Origin of the sequence: Paenibacillus silvestris (genome assembly GCF_009882985.1) — a bacterium.
Taxonomy (GTDB): Bacteria; Bacillota; Bacilli; order Paenibacillales; family NBRC-103111; genus Paenibacillus_E; species Paenibacillus_E silvestris.
The window spans coordinates 581,031-598,775 of sequence record NZ_WTUZ01000022.1 but is presented as its reverse complement, the minus strand read 5'-3'; the positions used below and the strand labels follow the sequence as shown (position 1 = coordinate 598,775).

At 48.2% G+C, this 17,745-nt stretch carries 18 protein-coding genes; 9 read left to right on the top strand and 9 right to left on the bottom strand.

Annotated elements, in window-relative coordinates; translation table 11 throughout:
- Positions 1–76 precede the first annotated feature (76 nt).
- A complete protein-coding gene (locus tag GQF01_RS23100) occupies positions 77–370 on the top strand; it encodes a YtpI family protein (protein ID WP_161409020.1) in 294 nt (97 codons plus the stop codon).
- Here the strand turns inward: GQF01_RS23100 and GQF01_RS23095 are convergent.
- From GQF01_RS23095 to nfsA, 3 genes are all read right to left on the bottom strand, one after another.
- On the bottom strand, positions 367–1,695 hold the full coding sequence (locus GQF01_RS23095; RefSeq protein WP_161409019.1) for a DRTGG domain-containing protein: 1,329 nt from the start codon (positions 1,693–1,695) through the stop codon (positions 367–369). The genes GQF01_RS23100 and GQF01_RS23095 overlap by 4 nt on opposite strands.
- A 189-nt stretch (positions 1,696–1,884) precedes the next feature.
- The gene (locus GQF01_RS23090; protein ID WP_328803516.1) at positions 1,885–2,172 is read right to left on the bottom strand and encodes a hypothetical protein; all 288 of its coding nucleotides are present in this window, start codon (positions 2,170–2,172) and stop codon (positions 1,885–1,887) included.
- A 105-nt stretch (positions 2,173–2,277) separates the two neighbouring features.
- Entirely contained in the window at positions 2,278–3,006 is a 729-nt protein-coding gene (gene nfsA, locus GQF01_RS23085; protein ID WP_161409017.1) for an oxygen-insensitive NADPH nitroreductase, read from the bottom strand.
- A gap of 197 nt (positions 3,007–3,203) precedes the next feature.
- Here nfsA and GQF01_RS23080 point away from each other — a divergent pair, with 197 nt between their 5' ends.
- Positions 3,204–4,232 (top strand): NADH:flavin oxidoreductase/NADH oxidase, encoded by a 1,029-nt coding sequence (locus tag GQF01_RS23080; RefSeq protein WP_161409016.1) that lies wholly within the window; start codon positions 3,204–3,206, stop codon positions 4,230–4,232.
- Between the two features lie 275 nt (positions 4,233–4,507).
- On the opposite strand, the gene GQF01_RS23075 is transcribed toward GQF01_RS23080, so the two are convergent.
- Complete coding sequence (locus tag GQF01_RS23075; RefSeq protein WP_161409015.1) at positions 4,508–5,563, bottom strand: acyltransferase; 1,056 nt, start codon at positions 5,561–5,563, stop codon at positions 4,508–4,510.
- 169 nt (positions 5,564–5,732) lie between these two features.
- A complete protein-coding gene (locus GQF01_RS23070) occupies positions 5,733–6,068 on the bottom strand; it encodes a YlbF family regulator (protein ID WP_161409014.1) in 336 nt (111 codons plus the stop codon).
- Between the two features lie 160 nt (positions 6,069–6,228).
- Here GQF01_RS23070 and GQF01_RS23065 point away from each other — a divergent pair, with 160 nt between their 5' ends.
- From GQF01_RS23065 to GQF01_RS23045, 5 genes are all read left to right on the top strand, one after another.
- Positions 6,229–7,605 carry a YheC/YheD family endospore coat-associated protein gene (locus tag GQF01_RS23065; protein ID WP_161409013.1) on the top strand — a complete coding sequence of 459 codons (1,377 nt, stop codon included), beginning with the start codon at positions 6,229–6,231 and terminating at the stop codon, positions 7,603–7,605.
- Positions 7,606–7,614: 9 nt separating this feature from the next.
- Positions 7,615–8,742, top strand: a complete 1,128-nt coding sequence (locus GQF01_RS23060) for a YheC/YheD family endospore coat-associated protein (RefSeq protein WP_161409012.1) — start codon at positions 7,615–7,617, stop codon at positions 8,740–8,742.
- A 97-nt stretch (positions 8,743–8,839) separates the two neighbouring features.
- Positions 8,840–10,204 carry a YheC/YheD family endospore coat-associated protein gene (locus GQF01_RS23055; RefSeq protein ID WP_161409011.1) on the top strand — a complete coding sequence of 455 codons (1,365 nt, stop codon included), beginning with the start codon at positions 8,840–8,842 and terminating at the stop codon, positions 10,202–10,204.
- Positions 10,204–11,331, top strand: a complete 1,128-nt coding sequence (locus GQF01_RS23050) for a YheC/YheD family endospore coat-associated protein (protein WP_161409010.1) — start codon at positions 10,204–10,206, stop codon at positions 11,329–11,331. Before GQF01_RS23055 ends, GQF01_RS23050 begins: the two co-directional genes overlap by 1 nt.
- A gap of 6 nt (positions 11,332–11,337) precedes the next feature.
- Positions 11,338–12,471: a YheC/YheD family endospore coat-associated protein gene (locus tag GQF01_RS23045; protein ID WP_161409009.1), complete on the top strand. Its 1,134-nt coding sequence runs from the start codon at positions 11,338–11,340 to the stop codon at positions 12,469–12,471.
- A 45-nt stretch (positions 12,472–12,516) separates the two neighbouring features.
- Here the strand turns inward: GQF01_RS23045 and GQF01_RS23040 are convergent, their stop codons facing one another.
- The 4 genes from GQF01_RS23040 to GQF01_RS23025 form a co-directional block, all read right to left on the bottom strand.
- Entirely contained in the window at positions 12,517–12,879 is a 363-nt protein-coding gene (locus GQF01_RS23040) for an ArsR/SmtB family transcription factor (RefSeq protein ID WP_161409906.1), read from the bottom strand.
- 27 nt (positions 12,880–12,906) lie between these two features.
- Positions 12,907–13,944 (bottom strand): cation diffusion facilitator family transporter, encoded by a 1,038-nt coding sequence (locus GQF01_RS23035; protein WP_161409008.1) that lies wholly within the window; start codon positions 13,942–13,944, stop codon positions 12,907–12,909.
- 479 nt (positions 13,945–14,423) lie between these two features.
- Complete coding sequence (locus GQF01_RS23030; protein WP_161409007.1) at positions 14,424–14,648, bottom strand: spore germination protein; 225 nt, start codon at positions 14,646–14,648, stop codon at positions 14,424–14,426.
- Between the two features lie 72 nt (positions 14,649–14,720).
- A complete protein-coding gene (locus GQF01_RS23025) occupies positions 14,721–15,389 on the bottom strand; it encodes an HAD family hydrolase (RefSeq protein WP_161409006.1) in 669 nt (222 codons plus the stop codon).
- Positions 15,390–15,632: 243 nt separating this feature from the next.
- On the opposite strand from GQF01_RS23025, the gene nagB reads away from it, so the two are divergent.
- Both nagB and nagA read left to right on the top strand, forming a co-directional pair.
- Positions 15,633–16,361 (top strand): glucosamine-6-phosphate deaminase, encoded by a 729-nt coding sequence (nagB, locus tag GQF01_RS23020; protein ID WP_161409905.1) that lies wholly within the window; start codon positions 15,633–15,635, stop codon positions 16,359–16,361.
- A complete protein-coding gene (gene nagA, locus GQF01_RS23015) occupies positions 16,358–17,530 on the top strand; it encodes an N-acetylglucosamine-6-phosphate deacetylase (protein ID WP_161409005.1) in 1,173 nt (390 codons plus the stop codon). The genes nagB and nagA overlap by 4 nt, the downstream gene beginning before the upstream one ends.
- The last annotated feature ends 215 nt before the right edge of the window (positions 17,531–17,745 follow it).

Sequence of the window (17,745 nt, the reverse complement as noted above, 5' to 3'; positions counted from 1 at the left end):
CGTGAGATGTGATTGCATTCTCCTCCCAAAATCGCTAAAGTTAACAGTAAACTCGCTTAAAGGACGGATGAACCACATGTTCGCGATTCAAATTACTTTATTCTCTCTCATTTGCTTGCTGCTTGCCCTATCGGTCTTCTTCAGCTTCCGGGCGCGTCGTGAAAAGGAACCCGCCAAACGCGGTCTATACTCAGCTCGTATGAATATTTGCATGGGCTTGATGCTCGTGATGATTGCTGTCACTCAGCTCTTCTTCTTCAGCGAGTCCAGCTTCCGCCGAATCTTCGGCACTGTACTAGTCCTGCTTGGATTGTTTAATTTATTCGCAGGCATTCGCAATCACGGGCACTTCGATCGACTGCTTCGCTAGATGACTTGTGCGGTCAGCATCGCTTTGGAAACCAAAGCCCCAGCATGATAAATTTCCACATCAATTTTCCCGAATTTACGACTCACTTCAATAATGGTGGGTCGTATTTCTATTTTGGAATCAATTTGCAGCGGTTTGAGGAAATAGGTGGACATGTTGTCCATGACGAGGTCGCCTTTTTTAAACTCCTGTACAATGCGATAGGCTGCTTGAGTCATGAGCGTCGTAAGAACTCCCTCTGACACTGTACCCAAATGATTCGTCATCTGAGGGGTGATCACACCGTGGAACTGTAAAGTCCCTTTCTCATCTCTCACCTCTTCGAGTCCGGACCATATCAAATCCTCAAATGTTTCTCCGTTCTGCGGCTGCTTCTGAATATATTGCATCGCTTTGAGCACATCGCTCCGGTTCAGCACACCTACCATCTTGCGGTTCAGATCGACAACAGGCAGCAGCTCAATACCTTCCCACACCATCATGTGGGCAGCTGAAGCTACCGAAGTCTGCGGTGTGACCGTGAGCGGGCTGCGCGTCATGAGCTTATCGACCGTCTGCAAAGTATTCGCCCCGACCATATCCTTGGACGTGACAACACCAATAATGCGGTTCCACTCATCAACGACGGGAAAACGGCTGTAGCCAGTATCCTCCGATAATCGCTGCCAATCCTTGAGCGTGCTGTTCGCCTTCAGCGCATACAGTGATGCACCGGAAGCCAGGATATCCTCAACGAGCATAATCTTCTTCTTAATTAAACGATCGTAGATCGCTCTATTGATCATAGAAGCTACCGTAAAAGTATCGTAACTGCTTGAAATAATCGGCAGCTCCAGCTTGTCAGCAAGATGCTTCACTTCTGTGCTGGTATCAAATCCGCCTGTAATTAGCACCCCTGCGCCGTATTCGAGTGCACAGCTGTGCGCCTCGTTCCGGTTTCCGACGATAAGCAGGCTTCCAGCTTCGATATATCGCATCATGGCGTCCTGTTCCATCGCGCCAATGACGAATTTATTCAGCGTTTTGTGCAGTCCACGCGAACCGCCAAGCACCTGTCCGTCGACCATGTTCACGACTTCTGCAAAGGTGAGCTTATCGATGTTTTGCCGCAGCTTTTTCTCCACTCGCACGGTTCCGATTCGCTCTTTGGTTGAGACGAGACCTTGATTCTCCGCCTCTTTGATCGCCCGGTAAGCCGTGCCTTCACTTACTTCCATGTTCTTGGCAATTTTGCGCACAGAAATTCGACTACCGAGTTTCAAGCTTTCTATATGACGTAAAATTTGTTCATGTTTGGTTAACGCATCCACGGATTGAGTATCCAACTGTTACACCCCATTCGCCTGTTCCTGTATTACTCTGTACTACTAGTATAAACGTTGGAAAGAACAAGAACAATGCGTACAGCTTCTATAATAAGAAAAATCCAACCCTATTGGATTGGATGCTTCATTTGTATTATACCAAACATATGTTCGTTGTCAAAATGTAAAACTTAACAGGATTACATTCGGCTATTTACGAAATTGCAGCATTTTTCTGCGGCCTTGCACAAGCTGCTCCAACTGCCATTTTTTCATCCGGTTAATGCGCTTAAGCTCTCTGCGTTTCTCTTCATCCACACCTAGAATCTGGTGCAAATGAGAGGCAATAACGAGTAGCGCCATAGCGATCCAAATACAGCTGAAAATCATTGGCAGGGAGCCAACGTCGCGAAGCTGCAATTGGGGTAACGAATAAATCAGCATGCCCAGCGCTACGCTCATGTACACAACATTTTTAAAGCCTTTCAACCTGATCACACTCCTTTCGCCTGATGAACTCTCCAAGCCTGTCTTCATTCTCCTCATTCATATGTATGAGACAAGTTATGGCAATATGAGTACATCAGCGAAAAGAATCGAAACCTACACCTCTCCGAAGCCTTGCGAGTTAAGGAAAGCTTTCATGTGCTCGCGCGGCCTTAGCGCCTTGCCCGCCATCTCTTTCGACCAAGTCGTATCGACTTTGCCTCCCGTACGAACGTTCATGTAGTCGCGGATGGTCTCGTCATACTGACGAACCGCTTCTTCGTTGTCCGTATACCGATTCTCGTGGTATACGGCTTCAAGAGGGAGCCGAGGACGCTGCAGCGGCTCTTGATCCGGCACGCCGATGCACATGCCGAAGATAGGGTATACCAGCTGCGGGAGGCCGAGCAGCTGAGAGACCTCAGCGGGCTTATTGCGCAGCCCGCCGATGTAGACAACGCCGAGTCCGAGCGACTCGGCCGCAATGGCTGCATTCTGCGCAGCGAGTGCAGCATCAACAGTGGCAATGATGAAATTCTCCGCATTGCCGCTTATCGGTGTGTCCGCATGCTGGTGCGACGCCTGCGAGTAGCGCTGCAAGTCAGCGCACCATACGAGAAACACCGGACATTCGCTGACATAATTCTGATTGCCGGCGAACGCGGCAAGTTGGCTTTTCAGTTCGCTATCCGATACGTGAATGACGCTATATGCCTGCATGTTACTGGAGGTTGAAGCCGCTTGTGCGGAAACTAGGATGTCTTTTAGCTGCTCAACTGTGACAGCTTGATCTGTAAATTTGCGAATCGAGCGATGATTTTGCAATAACTGAATAATTTCGTTCATATAGATGCAACCTTTCTCTCCCTTTAGTATACTTTTTGTAACTATAGCACTAAAAAGTGACTACTTGAATTTAATTATAATACCATCGATACTAAGGTACATAGTTTTGCTAACCGCTCCAACCTAACGGCGGTTAATATCTATATATACCTATATCTATATTAACACATATATCTATATCCTCGGAGGTACTTCCTATGAAAAAAGATTTATTTTCGCCGTATCAGCTGAAAGGCTTACAAATAAGAAACCGCATTGTCATGGCGCCGATGTGTCAATATTCAGTTACCGCAAAAGACGGAAAACCTACAGAGTGGCACTACGTCCACTATCTCTCCCGGGCAATCGGGGGCACTGGCCTCCTCCTTATTGAAATGACGGATGTGCATCCTGACGGCCGCATCACAGATCACGATTTGGGGATTTGGTCCGACGAGCATATTCCTGCTTTCGCCAGAATTATTGATGGCGTTCATGCACACGGTGCAAAAATCGGCATCCAGATTGCCCACGCAGGCCGCAAGGCTGAGGATGCGGAAGTCCCTGTCGCGCCATCGGCTATCCCATTCCCTGGAGATGCCTACAAAATGCCACGCGCTCTAACGACAGATGAGGTGCGGGAGACCGTGAAGCTGTTCGGCGATGCCGCCCGCCGTGCGGTGCAAGCAGGCGTAGACACCATCGAGCTGCATGGAGCTCACGGTTATTTAATCCACCAGTTCCAATCTCCGCTTACGAATAAAAGAGACGATGTCTATGGGCACAATCTAGCTCAATTTGGCGTTGAAGTCATTCAAGCGGTGAAAAAAGAAATGCCTGCTGACATGCCGCTTATTTTCCGTATCTCTGCTGTTGAGTACGCAGACGGCGGCTATGATATTGACCACGCCATTGAACTCGCCAAAGCGTATCAAGCCGCAGGCGTCGATGCGTTTCATGTGAGCTCAGGCGGGGAAGGTCCTGCAGGGCAGCGGAAACCGGGTAATTCTCCCGGTTACCAAGTGCCTTTCGCACGCCAAATTCGCGAGGCGCTGCAAGTGCCAGTTATCGCCGTCGGCATGCTGGCGGAACCGGAACAGGCGCAATCCGTCATCGTTAACGAGGATGCGGATCTTGTGGCCATCGCGCGCGGCTTGCTGCGCGACCCGTATTGGGCAACGCATGCTGCCGTTCAGCTAGGGCATGAGCATCCCTATATCCCGCAGCAATATCTGCGCGGGTATTGATCTTGGTTTCCCACTAGCGGGAAAGAGAATTCCGCTAATGCTCATCTTGTGGGAACTGTGGTCCTCTAATTTGGAGGAAAACAAGCTTTTTCCTATCTGAGCGGAACTACAGGGCGTTATTTGGCCTCCGTGGCATGTGAATAAGGTGAAATTGGCAAAATAGCGCACCACAGTTCCCTCTGTCCAAGCTGGTGACTCATAGGAGTCGGTAGAAACAAATAAAAAGCCTGACGGGTCGAGATCAACCCCGTCAGGCTTTTGTGTTTGCTGCTTAACTAAATCCCAATCAGCTTCCTTACCTTGCGATACAGCAGCGTTAATAGCCAAGGAATCGCTACAATTAGCACCAGCACGATCGCATTGTACATATGAAAGAGCACAATCGAGCCAGGCATATGGACTTTGTATTTCCATAGAGAAAGCAGCGCTGGATGCATCAGGTATACGCCGAACGACACGGAGCCGAGTGAAACAAAGAAGCGTGCCACTGGTGCTGCTTTTTGCAAAAGCCACTTTCCGGCCCAGATGAAACTAATGCCAATTCCAATGCTATAGAGGAGCCAGAGCACCTCAAACCAAGTATTTTCAAACGTATATCCCTTTAAGCCTAGTAGATAGAGTGATGTGTAGACAAGGCCACTGAGAATCGAGGCCGGGATAACCCAACCTTTGTTCCGCTCCAGCCATGCACGAAATGCTCCGTAATTCATCCCAATCGCGCCTCCGATGAGGAAGTACCCGAAATAGGTGATACACAGCTCCGGCTTGTGATCGATTGCTCCGAACCAATGGCTGTATATGTACACGCCAGCCTGAATGGCCAGACCCCAAAGCGCTAGCGTTTTGCGGAACCAGGCTGCATTCCTCACAGCCCAAACCAGCAGCGGAAAAAGCAAGTAAAACTGCACAATAATGATCATAAAATACAAATGATAGCCAGAATCAGCCCATTTTAGCTGCTCCAGAAACACACGCGGTTCTATCTTAAATGGATGTCCTGGCGTCCATAGCCATGGATTATAAATATAGTAGAAAAACGACCATACAATATAGGGAACAAGGACTTGCCTGACCCGCTTCCAATAAAAAACGCCGGCCTGTTTGGCGCTCCAATTGTCCGTATAGATGTAGAAAAGCACAATCCCGCTTAAAAAGATAAACACAGGAACTGCAAAATAACTTATTTTGTTTAAAAATAAAATGAGCAACTGCGAGCTGCTGCCCTTCAAAGCCGGATCTACTGTCCAGTCTGCCGTCACGTGGATCGTAACAACAGCAAGGATAGCTATCGCTCTGACGATATCTAGCTCCGTGATTTTTTGTTTAGCCATATCGGTTTCAGGTCCTCTTTTCCTATTCAACAATCCCCTTTTACTATAGACAGTTTCGACACATTTCGCAACCTGACAGCGCTTACTTTTCTTCATATACAAAGGCTATCCAGGTTGAAGTAGGTTAACTTCCTGAATAGCCTCTCATTTAGCTTCAATTGTGTATCTTCTACTTCATCATGGCTTGCAGCGGCTCTGCAATAATGCGCTGTACGTCTTCCAATACAACAGACAACCGACGCTCCGCATCAAATAGCTGACTAATTCCTGGGTTCAGAGCCAGTACGTCATACAGCTTCTGCAATTGCTCCATTTCCTCTTGAGGGGGCATCTCGCCTCCAGCCATCTTCTGCTGAAGTTCATTTTGGCGCAAACGGAAATCTTCCAATAAGTTTTTACTAGAAGCATCCCCATTAATCCGTGAGCGAATCTCCAGCATATCCTGATATTCACTGCTTTCCTTGATTGCTTTTGCCAGCTCGTATGCTTTATCGTGTACGTTCATTTCCATTACCTCCTCATTTAACCCAAATGCGGTTGGGCTCTTCCCCCAAACAGTTTCGACTACATACCAAGCACCAAGGGATATATGTCCTCATATGATGGAGTAGTTTACTTTGCTTAAACAGCAATGCCATTTTTGATGCTGGAAGGAGTGTTCGCTATTGACCAGGACGAAAGTCGGAATATCCATTCAAGGCACCAGCATCTATTTGGATGATCGGACCGTTGTTCTAAGTGAAGCCATTGCAAGAAGATGGAAAGTTCCGTCCAATCAATCGATGATCCTGCGTTTCGGCTCTGCCAAACAGGATGTTAAGGTCGTCACCGCTGCTACATCGAATAGTTTACGGTTCAATCCTATCCTCGCTACCAAGATCGGTATCCATCAAGGGGCGCAGCTCAATATCCATTATAGGCAAAATGTGGGCACTTTGTCGATTGGACCTTTAATTGGCGTGATGGTCAGCCGTGTTTATTCAAGTTCGCACGACCGCCCATTTGGTGCTATTACCGCTTTTTGTAAAGAAATGACGGATGCATGTGAACGTTATGGGGCTGTTGTCTGCTTCTTCCCGCCTGGTGAAATGCAAGCGAATGCCAGTTCCATTTCCGCGTATGCGTATGCCAATGGTTCCTGGAGCAAAAAAACGTTTCCGATCCCCAATGTGATCTACAACCGACTTACTTCGCGCAAGTATGAGAACTTGCCGAATGTTCAACAATTTTTGAAAGATGCCAAGGCCCGTTATGGAACAGAGGTCTTCAATGAGAAATATTTGAACAAAACGGAAGTGTTCGAAGCTTTACGCAAAGATAGTTCCCTTCATGGTTATTTACCGGAATCCTACCTCTTCAAAAATTATCAAATGTTAAAATCTATGGCCTCTCGACATCCCGTACTTTTCCTTAAACCAATTACCGGCAGCCTTGGAAAAGGAATAATCCGTATTCGCCGAGAACCCGGTGACGTCTATACGTGTCATTATACGAATTTAACTGGCGTCCGCAAACAAACGTTCCCATCGCTTTCTGCTGTCTTCCAAGCGATATCCGGCAAGCTCAAGACCCAGCGTTATCAACTGCAGCAAGGACTTGATCTCATCACAACAGACGGCAGATCGATTGATTTCCGTTCACTTGTCCAACGTGGGGCCAAAGGTGAGTGGGCCATTACTTCTATTGTCGGCCGGATTGCCGGGTCGCAGCACTTCGTCTCCAACCTTGCCCGAGGCGGCAGTCTGACGAATGTGGTGGGCGCACTTGCCAAAACGCCATTTTCTTCCGCTACTCGTGTCTCTGTAACGGCTCGTTTACGCAAGGCCTCTATCGACATCGCCAAAGGGATTGAAGCTCAAATCCCAAGTCATTTTGGAGAGCTAGGCATTGACCTTGCTGTAGATAAAATGGGGAAGGTTTGGCTGCTTGAAGTCAACTCCAAACCATCCAAAGATGATAACACGCCACTCAACAATGAGAAGAAAATAAGACCTTCCGTGAAACAACTCGTACAGTATGCCAAATTTTTAGCAAAGATTTGAGGTGGAACTATGCGATTAAGCACCAAACGTCCCTTGCTTGGGATTATGGTCACAGAGTTGAAACGGGAGCTGCCGTTTGCTAGTTCAGGCTTTTATAAGCATCTGACTTATTATGGCGCCCGTGAAGGTCTGGACGTCGTCGTGTTCTCACCGAATCGCATCGATTGGAAAGGGCAAACGGTGCGGGGTTACACCTACTTGACGGAAACGAAAGAGTGGGTGGCCAAACTCGTTCCACTGCCCTCCCTGATTTATGACCGATGTTTCTTTAGCAGCAAGCGCAGCTATGAACAGTATCAGTACCATGTGAAAAAGCTGCGTGAAACACCTTTTATCCGCTTTCTTGGTTACGGGCTGCGCGGAAAATGGGAAGTCGATCAAATATTACAAAAAGATAGCACAATCAGCCGTTACTTGCCTGAAACAAACTTACTTACAAGCGGCAATATCCTTAGAAATTGGCTTCAGACAAGAGACGATGCATTCCTTAAACCGCAGGGCGGCAGTCAAGGAAAAGGTGCCTTGCATCTTCACAAAGTAAACGCAGTAGACGGAACAAGCGCTTATCATATCAAAGGTCGCAATGCTCATAATGGGCTCGTCGATCACCAATTTAGTGATTTCTATTCCTGCTGGCAATGGCTGCGAAGCTGTATCGGCACCAGGCCGTATCTGATGCAAGAATATCTGCACCTGCATTCCTCAGAAGGAATGGCTTACGACATACGCTCTCTCGTCCAAAAAAATGGCTCCGGCATATGGGAAAGCACCGGCATGGCAGTTCGTGTGGGCAAACCCGGCAGTGTAACCTCCAATCTACATGGTGGAGGCAGCGCTGAAGAGGTTTCCGCCTTTCTTACAAAGGAATTCGGCGATGCCAAGGCTAGTGAGCTTATATCAACATTATCCATGCTCTCGAATCGAATCCCCCCACTTCTAGAGACTCATCACGGACGATTAGCTGAGCTCGGTATTGATCTTGGGATCGATACCTGGGGGCGTGTCTGGATACTCGAAGTGAACTCCAAGCCTGGAAGAACGATTTTTGCGCGCATGCGCAACGAGAAAGCACGGTTGAAATCCATTGCTAACCCTATTTATTATGCTGGATATTTGCTGCACAAAAAGCTGAGTTAAGCTTGGATTGCTGGTAAGTGCCCGGGTAGGCAGAAGTTATGTCTGTCTACTTTGACACGGAAGCCCCGTAGGGCAACAAGTTTAGGAGGGTAACCTAATGAGTTTGACAACGTGTATGCTCCACGCCGTACAACGAACAGATAGATCGGTCTACTTAACAAGTGAACTCGTCAAAGCTTTACGGTTAACCGGTAACAAATCGATTACTGTAAAGGTCGGCAGCAAAACAGCCACCCTACCGATCCGTCTGATTAAGAAAAGTGGCCAGCATATGTACATTCCGCTTTCTTTGATGGCTTCTCTGCGTATTCCTCGTTCGGGGAGTGTTATGGTCGCGAGCGCGAGTAATAAAGAACTGCGCATCGGCCCGCTCATCGGCGTTTTAACGAATATTGTAGGAGGTTCTTCTCCCTTTGGTACAAAGACCGGATTCATCCGTCAGGTTTTAAATACAGGTTCAAGCAAGTCCTTTATTTTCGCTTTCAGCCCGAAAGGGGTCAACTGGGTACAGGAAACCGTTACCGGTATCATTCCCAAAGAAGGCGGAGGCTGGATTCGCAAAACCTTTCCGCTGCCAGATGTCGTCTATAACCGCCTCTCCAGCCGTATAGCTGAGAAGTCTGCCGGCATGGAGGGCTTTAAGGATCGTTTTGTACGCAGAGGAGTACCGCTGTTTAACTGGAGCTTCTTTGACAAGTGGGATGTCTACAAAATGTTAGCTGGCGATGATGCCTACAAATTCGTTCCAGAGTCCCGGATTAATCCATCTGCTGATCAAATTAAAGAAATGCTCGACAAGCATAAATTCATTTATTTGAAACCAACGGCGGGCAGCTTGGGCATCGGTATTTTCCGGGTGACCTATAACCCGAAACGCGGTTATTTTGTTCGCTACCGCAAAGGCGGCAAAAACGTACTCATCCGTTATGGAAAGTTCGAAGGGCTCATGCAAATGCTCGGGACCGGGCGGGGTCGTCTCTCCAATTACGTAGCGCAGCAAGGCATCCGCCTCATTGAAATTGACAATTGTCCCATTGACTTCCGCTTCCACCTGACGAAGAACGGCAGCAATAACTGGGTTGTCGCCGCCATAGGGGCTAAGAAATCCGGCAAGGGCAGCGTAACCACCCATATCCGCAACGGTGGTCAATTAATGACGCCGGAGCAGGTGCTCCGTCAGATCTACGGCACCCGTGCGGAGCAAGTGCTCACCAATGCCAAAGAAACGGCGATCAAGCTTGCGGAAGGCATCGAAAATAATTATAACCACTTGCTCGGAGAGCTCGGATTCGATATTGGGATCGATCAAAATGAGAAAATTTGGATGTTCGAAGCCAATGCCAAGCCAGGTAGATCGATCTTCAAGCACCCGTCATTGAAAGAAGGAGACCTCGCTACTCTACAAAATATTTATGAGCACTGCCTCTACTTAAGTCGATTCCGCCCTAGGAGGGAAAATTAATGGCTTTCTTCCTACACAATAAAGAGCAGAATCCGAGGCTTGCAATTCTCACTGTTAAAGATAGCAATCGAGTATTTCGCGGTAATTTGCACAATTTCCTTGATCTTATTCAGACAGGTGAGCGGCTTGGGGTTGATGTTTACGTCGTGACAACCAAGGATTTCAACCTATCAGGCAATGACATCTACGGCTATCGCTACAACAACCAAACGAAGAAATGGAGCAGGGAACTCGTTCCCGCTCCTCAAGTCGTCTACAATCGGATTCCTTACCGCAAAATGGAAATGAAGCCTGAAGTTCAACAAACCATTCAAGCTTGCAATCGCAGTTCCAGTGTTCATTTATTCAATTCTTCCTTCTTTAACAAATGGACCTTGTTCAGCTGGCTTAATGGCGCTAAGGATAGCAAGCCCTATATGCCCGATACCAAACAACTAAGCTCGGCTGATGATCTGTCTTCGCTTTTACGCAAACACGCCGTGCTATATTTGAAACCGGTGAAGGGTAAAGCGGGAAAAGGGATTATGCGCATTGACCGAATTACAACGAAAAGCACGCAAACCCAGTACCGATTAAGCCGCCAGGTTGACAGGCAAATGACGTACAGCGTCCACAATTCCACCTCAGAACTATGGAACGAATGGAATCGGCACCGCGGCTCCAACGAGTACATTGTTCAGCAGGGCATTGCTCTGGCTAGGTACAAACAGCGAGCTTATGATTTACGAGCTCTCATTCAGAAAACAGCCAATGGAGAATGGAGCGTGTCAGGTGTAGGCGCACGTGTAGCGGGTAAAGCCAGCATCACGACGCATGTTCCCCGTGGCGGTTCAATCGACGATCCGCTCAAACTCCTTTCACAGGGCTTTGGACCCAAGGAAGCAAAAAGCATATTAAAACGGGTTGAAACAGCTGTCGTAACACTCGCGAACCAAATCGAAAAATCATCCGGCAATCAGCTGGGTGAAATGTCGATGGATATCGGAGTCGATGTTGGAGGTCATATCTGGTTCTTCGAAGCGAACTCCAAACCAATGAAATTCGACGAACCAAAAATACGCAAAAAATCACTTGAACGCATTATTCGCTACAGCCTTTACTTAATTAATCATGGAAGAAGAAGGTGATTATGCTTGTCTTCACAACGACTTGGCGTACTCGCTATTTATTTAAGCAAATCCAGGCTTGAAGAACTCTCTTACTTTCAAAGGCTAAGTAAAGAAGGTAAAAAAATGGGGGTTCAAGTCGAAGTCTTCTCTCCGACCGATGTGGAAGCTGATAACTCGGTGAGGTCATTAACCTATGATGCTTCACTAGGCAAATGGATTCGCCGCCGCACATCGATGCCGCCGGTCATTTATGACCGCTGTCGCTATAAAGCAGCCGCGAATTACCAAATGCTCAAAGCATTCCGCAATCGGCATGCGAAGCTGATTTTCCTGAGCAGACCGTTAGCCAACAAATGGTCAATGCATCAGATTCTCTCTGAAAATGAAGGCATCCGCCCTTTCCTGCCAGTTACGGTGCGGTTCAGCTCTGTGCAAGAACTATTGAAATTCATTAAGAAACATACACTCGTCTACGTCAAACCGAAAAACGGTACAGGTGGAAGAGGCATCCTGCGCATTGAGCAGCTGGGTCCTGATCTGTTTCTGTTACAAGGAAGGAATCAGCAAAGAACCATCATCGCCCCTTTTCGTGCAAGCGAGAAACAGCTGTCGATCAAGCTGCATACGCTAAAGCTGAGTCCGGACTATGTGGTTCAACAAGGAATACAGCTTACGCTGAAGGACGGCCGTGTGCATGATTACCGCTTGCTGATTCAAAAAAATGGCCGCGGTGAATGGGAAGTGACCGGCTGTGCGGGCCGCATCGGTCCTCACCGCAGCATCACCTCGAACCTTCACGGTGGCGGAAGCGCGGTTTCGCAAGATAAGCTGTTAGCGTATCGTTTTGCTTCACCTGAGAAAACGGAAACGATCAAGAAAGAAATGAACAACTTCGCTTATAAGTTGGCAGACTTTCTAGAAACCAAATTCGGCAAGCTGTGTGAGTTAGGCATGGATATCGCCGTAGATCCGAAGGGAAATGTTTGGCTGCTTGAAGTCAATCCCAAGCCTTCTCGGGAAGTATTTCGTAAGATTGGCGAAATCGCTACTTATCAGAAGGCGGTTTCACGACCTCTCGAGTACGCCGTCTGGATGTTAAGGCAAAATACCCGAAAAGCAGAACTACCTTCAAGCGATGATTCAAATGAAACTGATTAATCTCGCGTTCGGAAGCAACAGCACCAAGCTGTAGAAGCTTCCGATTTACATATGCTGCAGATGTCCTAGTGTTTGCACAAAAATTTGCTCAATATGATCATCATCCAGGGAATAAAAAACGGTTTTCCCTACTTTTCTACGCTTAACAATATGCACATCCCGCAAATAACGCAGCTGGTGAGAAACCGCTGACTGCCCCATCGATAGCAGTGTCGAGAGATCATGTACGCAGAGCTCCTGCTTCAAGAGTAAGAAAATGATTTTAACCCTCGTTGGGTCCCCCAAAGCTTTGAATATATCCGCAACTCCCACCGCCAGATCGTCGGTCATAGGAAGCTCAAGCCCCTCCTTGACAGCTCCCGTACCTGTACAGGCCTCATCGCAAGTATCCAACACGGCTTTTTCCATCATAAAAATCTCCCTCCAACCTACAAACTATACTTTTAACTCTGAATGTGTATTCGTGGAATTTTCAATTTGGATCGTTGAATGGCTAATATGAAAATGTTCCTCAATCCTGTGAATGGCTTGCTGTAGAATCGTTTGGCTATCCTGATCATCAGCAATAAGCAAATGACAGCTTAAGGCGTCTAACCCGGAAGTAATCGTCCAAATGTGAAGATCATGGACATTAATAACTCCGTCGATACCCTCCAGCACCTGCTTAACCTCTCCGAATGACACTTCAGATGGCGTCCCTTCCATCAAAATATGAAGCGTGGATTTCAGAACCGCCCAAGCACCTCTCAAAATAAGCAACGCCACAATCACACTAATAATTGGATCTGCTGCGTACCAGCCAAAAATCAGCATAACCGCACCAGCAACAATAGCCCCAACAGAGCCTAGCGCATCACCCAAAATATGCAAATACGCGCTGCGCAGATTTAAGTTGCCATGTACATCCCCTTTGCGCATAAGCGACCACGCGCTTAACAGATTAGCCAATAGCCCGATGCAAGCAATGAGCATCATGGAACCGCTCGCTACAGGCGGAGGTTGAAGAAACCGTCCAATCGCTTCCCAAATAATGAAACCGGCAATTACAAAAAGGGTGACGGCGTTAAAAAGCGCCGCTAAAATTTCAATGCGATGAAAGCCAAAGGACTTGCTTGCCGAGGATGGTTTTGCAGCGAACCTTAGGGCTATCAAACTCAGAAGCAGGGCCCCGGCGTCACTTAGCATGTGGCCCGAATCCGAAAGCAGCGCCAAACTATTCGTCCATAGCCCTCCAACAAACTCTAATACCATGATACCTGCAGTAATACAAAGGGCAATCAGAAGACCTTGTTTGTTTCCGCCTTGACCATGATGGTGGTGTCCATGTCCATGATGATGCCCGTGGTGATGTCCATGATGCGCGTGGTTGTGCTCAGCATGCTGCGCATGCGTGTGCCCATCGCCGACCTCGTGGCTGCAAGAAGCATGCTCCTCATGAGAATGAGATTTCTTATCTGACGAATGTTGATGCATAACATTCCCTCCCCCGTCGCTCTGCCACTAGAATGGCGTGCTGTCCGTATCTTTATACATAACGAATTAATATATGAGCATATATTCATATATTAATGAGTGAGGCCTTGCCCTGTCAATAACGTTTTGCCTAAATTTGAGAAAACAGGGCTGCTTCTTTGTTGTGCGGTACTGGAGTCCCTTATTAGAAGGAAAACGAGTTGTTTGCCGCTCTAAGGGAAACTACAGGGTCTTATTCGTCCTCCCTATCAGGTATTCAGGCCAAATTGCCAAAAATAACGGATCGTAGTTCCCGCAACAGGTGGGATCTATGACTTTTCTGCGATATAGCGGCTTGTAGTTCCCAGATAGCTGAGCGAGCGAAAAAATGATCGCTCATGCGGAAGTGCTTCTCATCATTGCCGCTGAGAAACAAACGCCTAAACGCAAAAAAGGCTCCAAGCTCGTCACCCGAGCTTGGAGCCTTTTTTTCCATACATTTACGTCCCAGTAGCTACTTTATTAGCCCCAGCGTCCACAACATCCGGATCCAGTGATATCGTCGCGCTAAATAGAACATTAGAAACGGCGAAGTCTCCTGTTATGCCGCCGCCGCTGCCGGAGTACGATTTGGCTGCACTTGTCGGAGCAATCACTAACGTATCACCGTTCACCAGGCTTCCTTCGTTCCTTATAATGTTGAATATCCCTACAAAAGAAGGCATTCTAATCAGCACCTTTATCTGTCAATGTGCTATAGTGTATGCCCAGCCAACCCTGTTTGCGACAACTTCCTCCTAAACATATTCCAATAACTCAGCAAAGCTGCGGATTCGAATATGCGCGCCTTCGAGCTCTCCAGCTTCACGGAAGCCAGCATAATCACAGGCCGCTACGGTCAGATTATTCTTAAGGCCTGCCTCCACATCGGAGGAACGATCTCCCACCATCCAAGCGGACCCGATTTGATGCTTGTCGAGCGCTATTTTAACCAAATCCACTTTGGATCTAGTTTGATATTTCCCCGCACTGTATAGGTCCTCGAATGAATGAGAAAGCCCCATTGCCTCGGTCACACTGCCAACATAGCCCTCTAGTCCATTGCTCGCCACAAATAACCGGACACCTTTGTCATGCAAAACTTGCAAGGTTTCAGCCACGCCATCGTACAATTTACCCTGTCCTTGCTTCAGTGCATCCATCTGGAATTGAAGCAACAGCTCATCGGCTGCCAGTCGCGCTTCTATAGAAGCTTCCGGCATGACCCGCTGCCAAATATGCTCAAGCAGCATGCCAAGCGCTCCCAGGATTCTTTCTTCCGGCGGCGTTTCTCCCGTAAAAAGACCCTTTTCTCTCAGCACATCAAATGTCGCATGATAAGCGGGCAGTAGAATCGTCTCCGTTTGAAATAACGTGCCATCCATGTCAAAAAACATAGCTTCAGGTAGGTTTCTCTGTGTACTCATCATCAAGCTCCTTCGCCAACATCGAATTATATAAATCGTGTAATGATCTTAGTTAAGAATGGCAAACATACCCATGTAAGTCAATGTTCATATTTGGGAAAATGCCTGTTGCCGAGACTTATGAATTCAGTTATGATTGAAATGAGTATAATTACTATGAAAAATGATATTTTTATGCAAAATGATTTCATAAATCAGACATCTTCTGCAAATAACTTGTCCATGAGAGTGAGGAACACGAATATGAATCTTCATATTTTTCAAAATCAACAAGAGCTTAATGAGGCTGGAGCCGGTATTATTACATCCCTTGTCCAAATGCAGCCAAAGGCTGTTCTAGGTTTAGCCACAGGCGGGACGCCAGTAGGTATTTATGAAGAGCTGGTGAAAGCTTATGAGAAAGGCCGCGTCAGCTTTAAGAACGTCACCTCCTTCAATCTGGACGAATATGTCGGTTTGCCGACGGATCACCCTGAGAGCTATTACGCCTACATGCAGCAGCATTTATTTTCGCATATTGACTTGCCTGCTGCCTCAGCTCACCTTCCTAACGGTAATGCACCTGATCTGGAAGCGGAATGCGAAAGATTCAATGAACTTCTGGAAGATGCGAAGCAGATTGATTTGCAAATTCTTGGCCTTGGCCATAACGGACATATCGGTTTCAATGAGCCTGACGATTCCCTGGTCAGCGGTACGCATCTCGTTGAATTGAAAGAAGAAACGCGTGAAGCGAATGCGCGTTTTTTCAACTCGATTGACGAAGTTCCGACACACGCTCTAACGATGGGCGTAGGCACCATTCTCAAAGCCAAATCGATCCTGCTGATCGTTCGCGGAGCTGACAAAGCCGAAATCGTCCACCGCGCGCTTACAGGACCAATTACAACAGAAGTCCCAGCTACGCTGCTGCAAACACACCCCCACCTTGTCGTTCTGCTTGATGCTGAGGCAGGGAGGTTGTTCGAATGAGCGAACTTGTCATTACAGGAGCGAAAATCGTTACGGAACAAGGGGTCATTGAGCAAGGTGTCCTCCATCTAAAAGATGGTGTTATCGCTTCCGTCCAAAGCAGCTCACAGTGGAATCCCAGCACCGCAGATAGCACTGCAGAAACGCTCGATGCTAACGGCAGCTGGTTATTGCCTGGCTTCATCGATGTTCACGTACATGGCGGGTATGGCGCTGACTTCATGGAATCCAGCCCCGAAACGCTTGATACCATTACACGTTTTCACGCAAAAAACGGAACTACCGGCATGCTGGCTACGACAATGACGCAAACGCGTGAGGCCATTGACCGTGTCCTTGGTGAAGTCAACCGCTACATGCAAGAACCTATGCCTTATGCGCAGCTGCTTGGCGTGCATATGGAAGGCCCTTTTATCTCGCCGAAGTGGGCCGGCGCGCAAGATCCCAAGCTGATGCTGCCGCCACAGCTATCCTGGCTGCAAGACTGGGACGAGCGCTTTCCGCAGCTCGTCAAGCAGCTTACCCTCGCCCCTGAAGTCGAGGGGGGCCTTGAGACGATCGCGTGGCTGCGTGATCGTGGCATCGTTGCTGCGTGCGGCCACACCGACGCTTCCTACGCCGACATCCAGTCGGCGGCTAGTGTGGGGCTCTCGCATGCGGTGCACACCTTCAACGCGATGAAGCCGCTGCATCATCGCGAGCCCGGAACCGTCGGTGCGGTCCTTACCGACGATCGCATCAGCGGCGAAGTCATCGCCGATGGGCATCATGTGCACCCGGCAGCGATACGCCTGCTGGTGAAAGCTAAGCAGCCGCATGGCTTGCTGCTGATCACGGATGCCATGTCTGCCGCGGGACTCGGCGACGGGCAGTACGACCTTGGCGGGCAAGCCGTTACCGTGCAATCGGGCGTTGCCCGATTGACGGAAGGCGGCGCGCTCGCCGGCAGCACGCTGACCATGATCGATGCGCTCCGGTTTATGGTGCGCGAGGTTGGTGTCAGCGTCGAAGACGCGAGCCGCTTCGCGAGCGGCAACCCTGCACGGCTGCTGCAGCTGCAGGCGTCGCATGGCTCGATTGCGCAGGGCAAGCAGGCTGACCTGCTGCTCGTCAGCCCTGAGCTGGAGCTCGAACACGTGTGGATTCGTGGTAAAGAGCTGCAAGCATAATTTAATTATTCAGCGCGAAGCTTTGTATTCCGTAGCTGAACTGTTCAATAGTTACCGGGAAATTCTCCTGTTAATACAAGCAATTCCGGTTTGTATATCCAATTAACTGGAAAAACTCCAGTTAATTCACGACTACAACCGTGCTTCCCAGCTCAAACGTCCTATTTAACTGGAGAATTTCCATTTATTTATCGTTTAGCTATGATATTCCCATA

Excerpts from the sequence above, each read along its gene's own strand:
- GQF01_RS23100 (WP_161409020.1), top strand. The coding sequence starts at position 77 with ATGTTCGCGATTCAAATTACTTTATTCTCTCTCATTTGCTTGCTGCTT.
- nfsA (WP_161409017.1), bottom strand. The coding sequence starts at position 3,006 with ATGAACGAAATTATTCAGTTATTGCAAAATCATCGCTCGATTCGCAAA.
- GQF01_RS23080 (WP_161409016.1), top strand. The coding sequence starts at position 3,204 with ATGAAAAAAGATTTATTTTCGCCGTATCAGCTGAAAGGCTTACAAATA.
- GQF01_RS23075 (WP_161409015.1), bottom strand. The coding sequence starts at position 5,563 with ATGGCTAAACAAAAAATCACGGAGCTAGATATCGTCAGAGCGATAGCT.
- GQF01_RS23070 (WP_161409014.1), bottom strand. The coding sequence starts at position 6,068 with ATGAACGTACACGATAAAGCATACGAGCTGGCAAAAGCAATCAAGGAA.
- GQF01_RS23060 (WP_161409012.1), top strand. The coding sequence starts at position 7,615 with ATGCGATTAAGCACCAAACGTCCCTTGCTTGGGATTATGGTCACAGAG.
- GQF01_RS23055 (WP_161409011.1), top strand. The coding sequence starts at position 8,840 with ATGAGTTTGACAACGTGTATGCTCCACGCCGTACAACGAACAGATAGA.
- GQF01_RS23050 (WP_161409010.1), top strand. The coding sequence starts at position 10,204 with ATGGCTTTCTTCCTACACAATAAAGAGCAGAATCCGAGGCTTGCAATT.
- GQF01_RS23040 (WP_161409906.1), bottom strand. The coding sequence starts at position 12,879 with ATGGAAAAAGCCGTGTTGGATACTTGCGATGAGGCCTGTACAGGTACG.
- GQF01_RS23035 (WP_161409008.1), bottom strand. The coding sequence starts at position 13,944 with ATGCATCAACATTCGTCAGATAAGAAATCTCATTCTCATGAGGAGCAT.
- GQF01_RS23030 (WP_161409007.1), bottom strand. The coding sequence starts at position 14,648 with ATGCCTTCTTTTGTAGGGATATTCAACATTATAAGGAACGAAGGAAGC.
- GQF01_RS23025 (WP_161409006.1), bottom strand. The coding sequence starts at position 15,389 with ATGAGTACACAGAGAAACCTACCTGAAGCTATGTTTTTTGACATGGAT.
- nagB (WP_161409905.1), top strand. The coding sequence starts at position 15,633 with ATGAATCTTCATATTTTTCAAAATCAACAAGAGCTTAATGAGGCTGGA.
- nagA (WP_161409005.1), top strand. The coding sequence starts at position 16,358 with ATGAGCGAACTTGTCATTACAGGAGCGAAAATCGTTACGGAACAAGGG.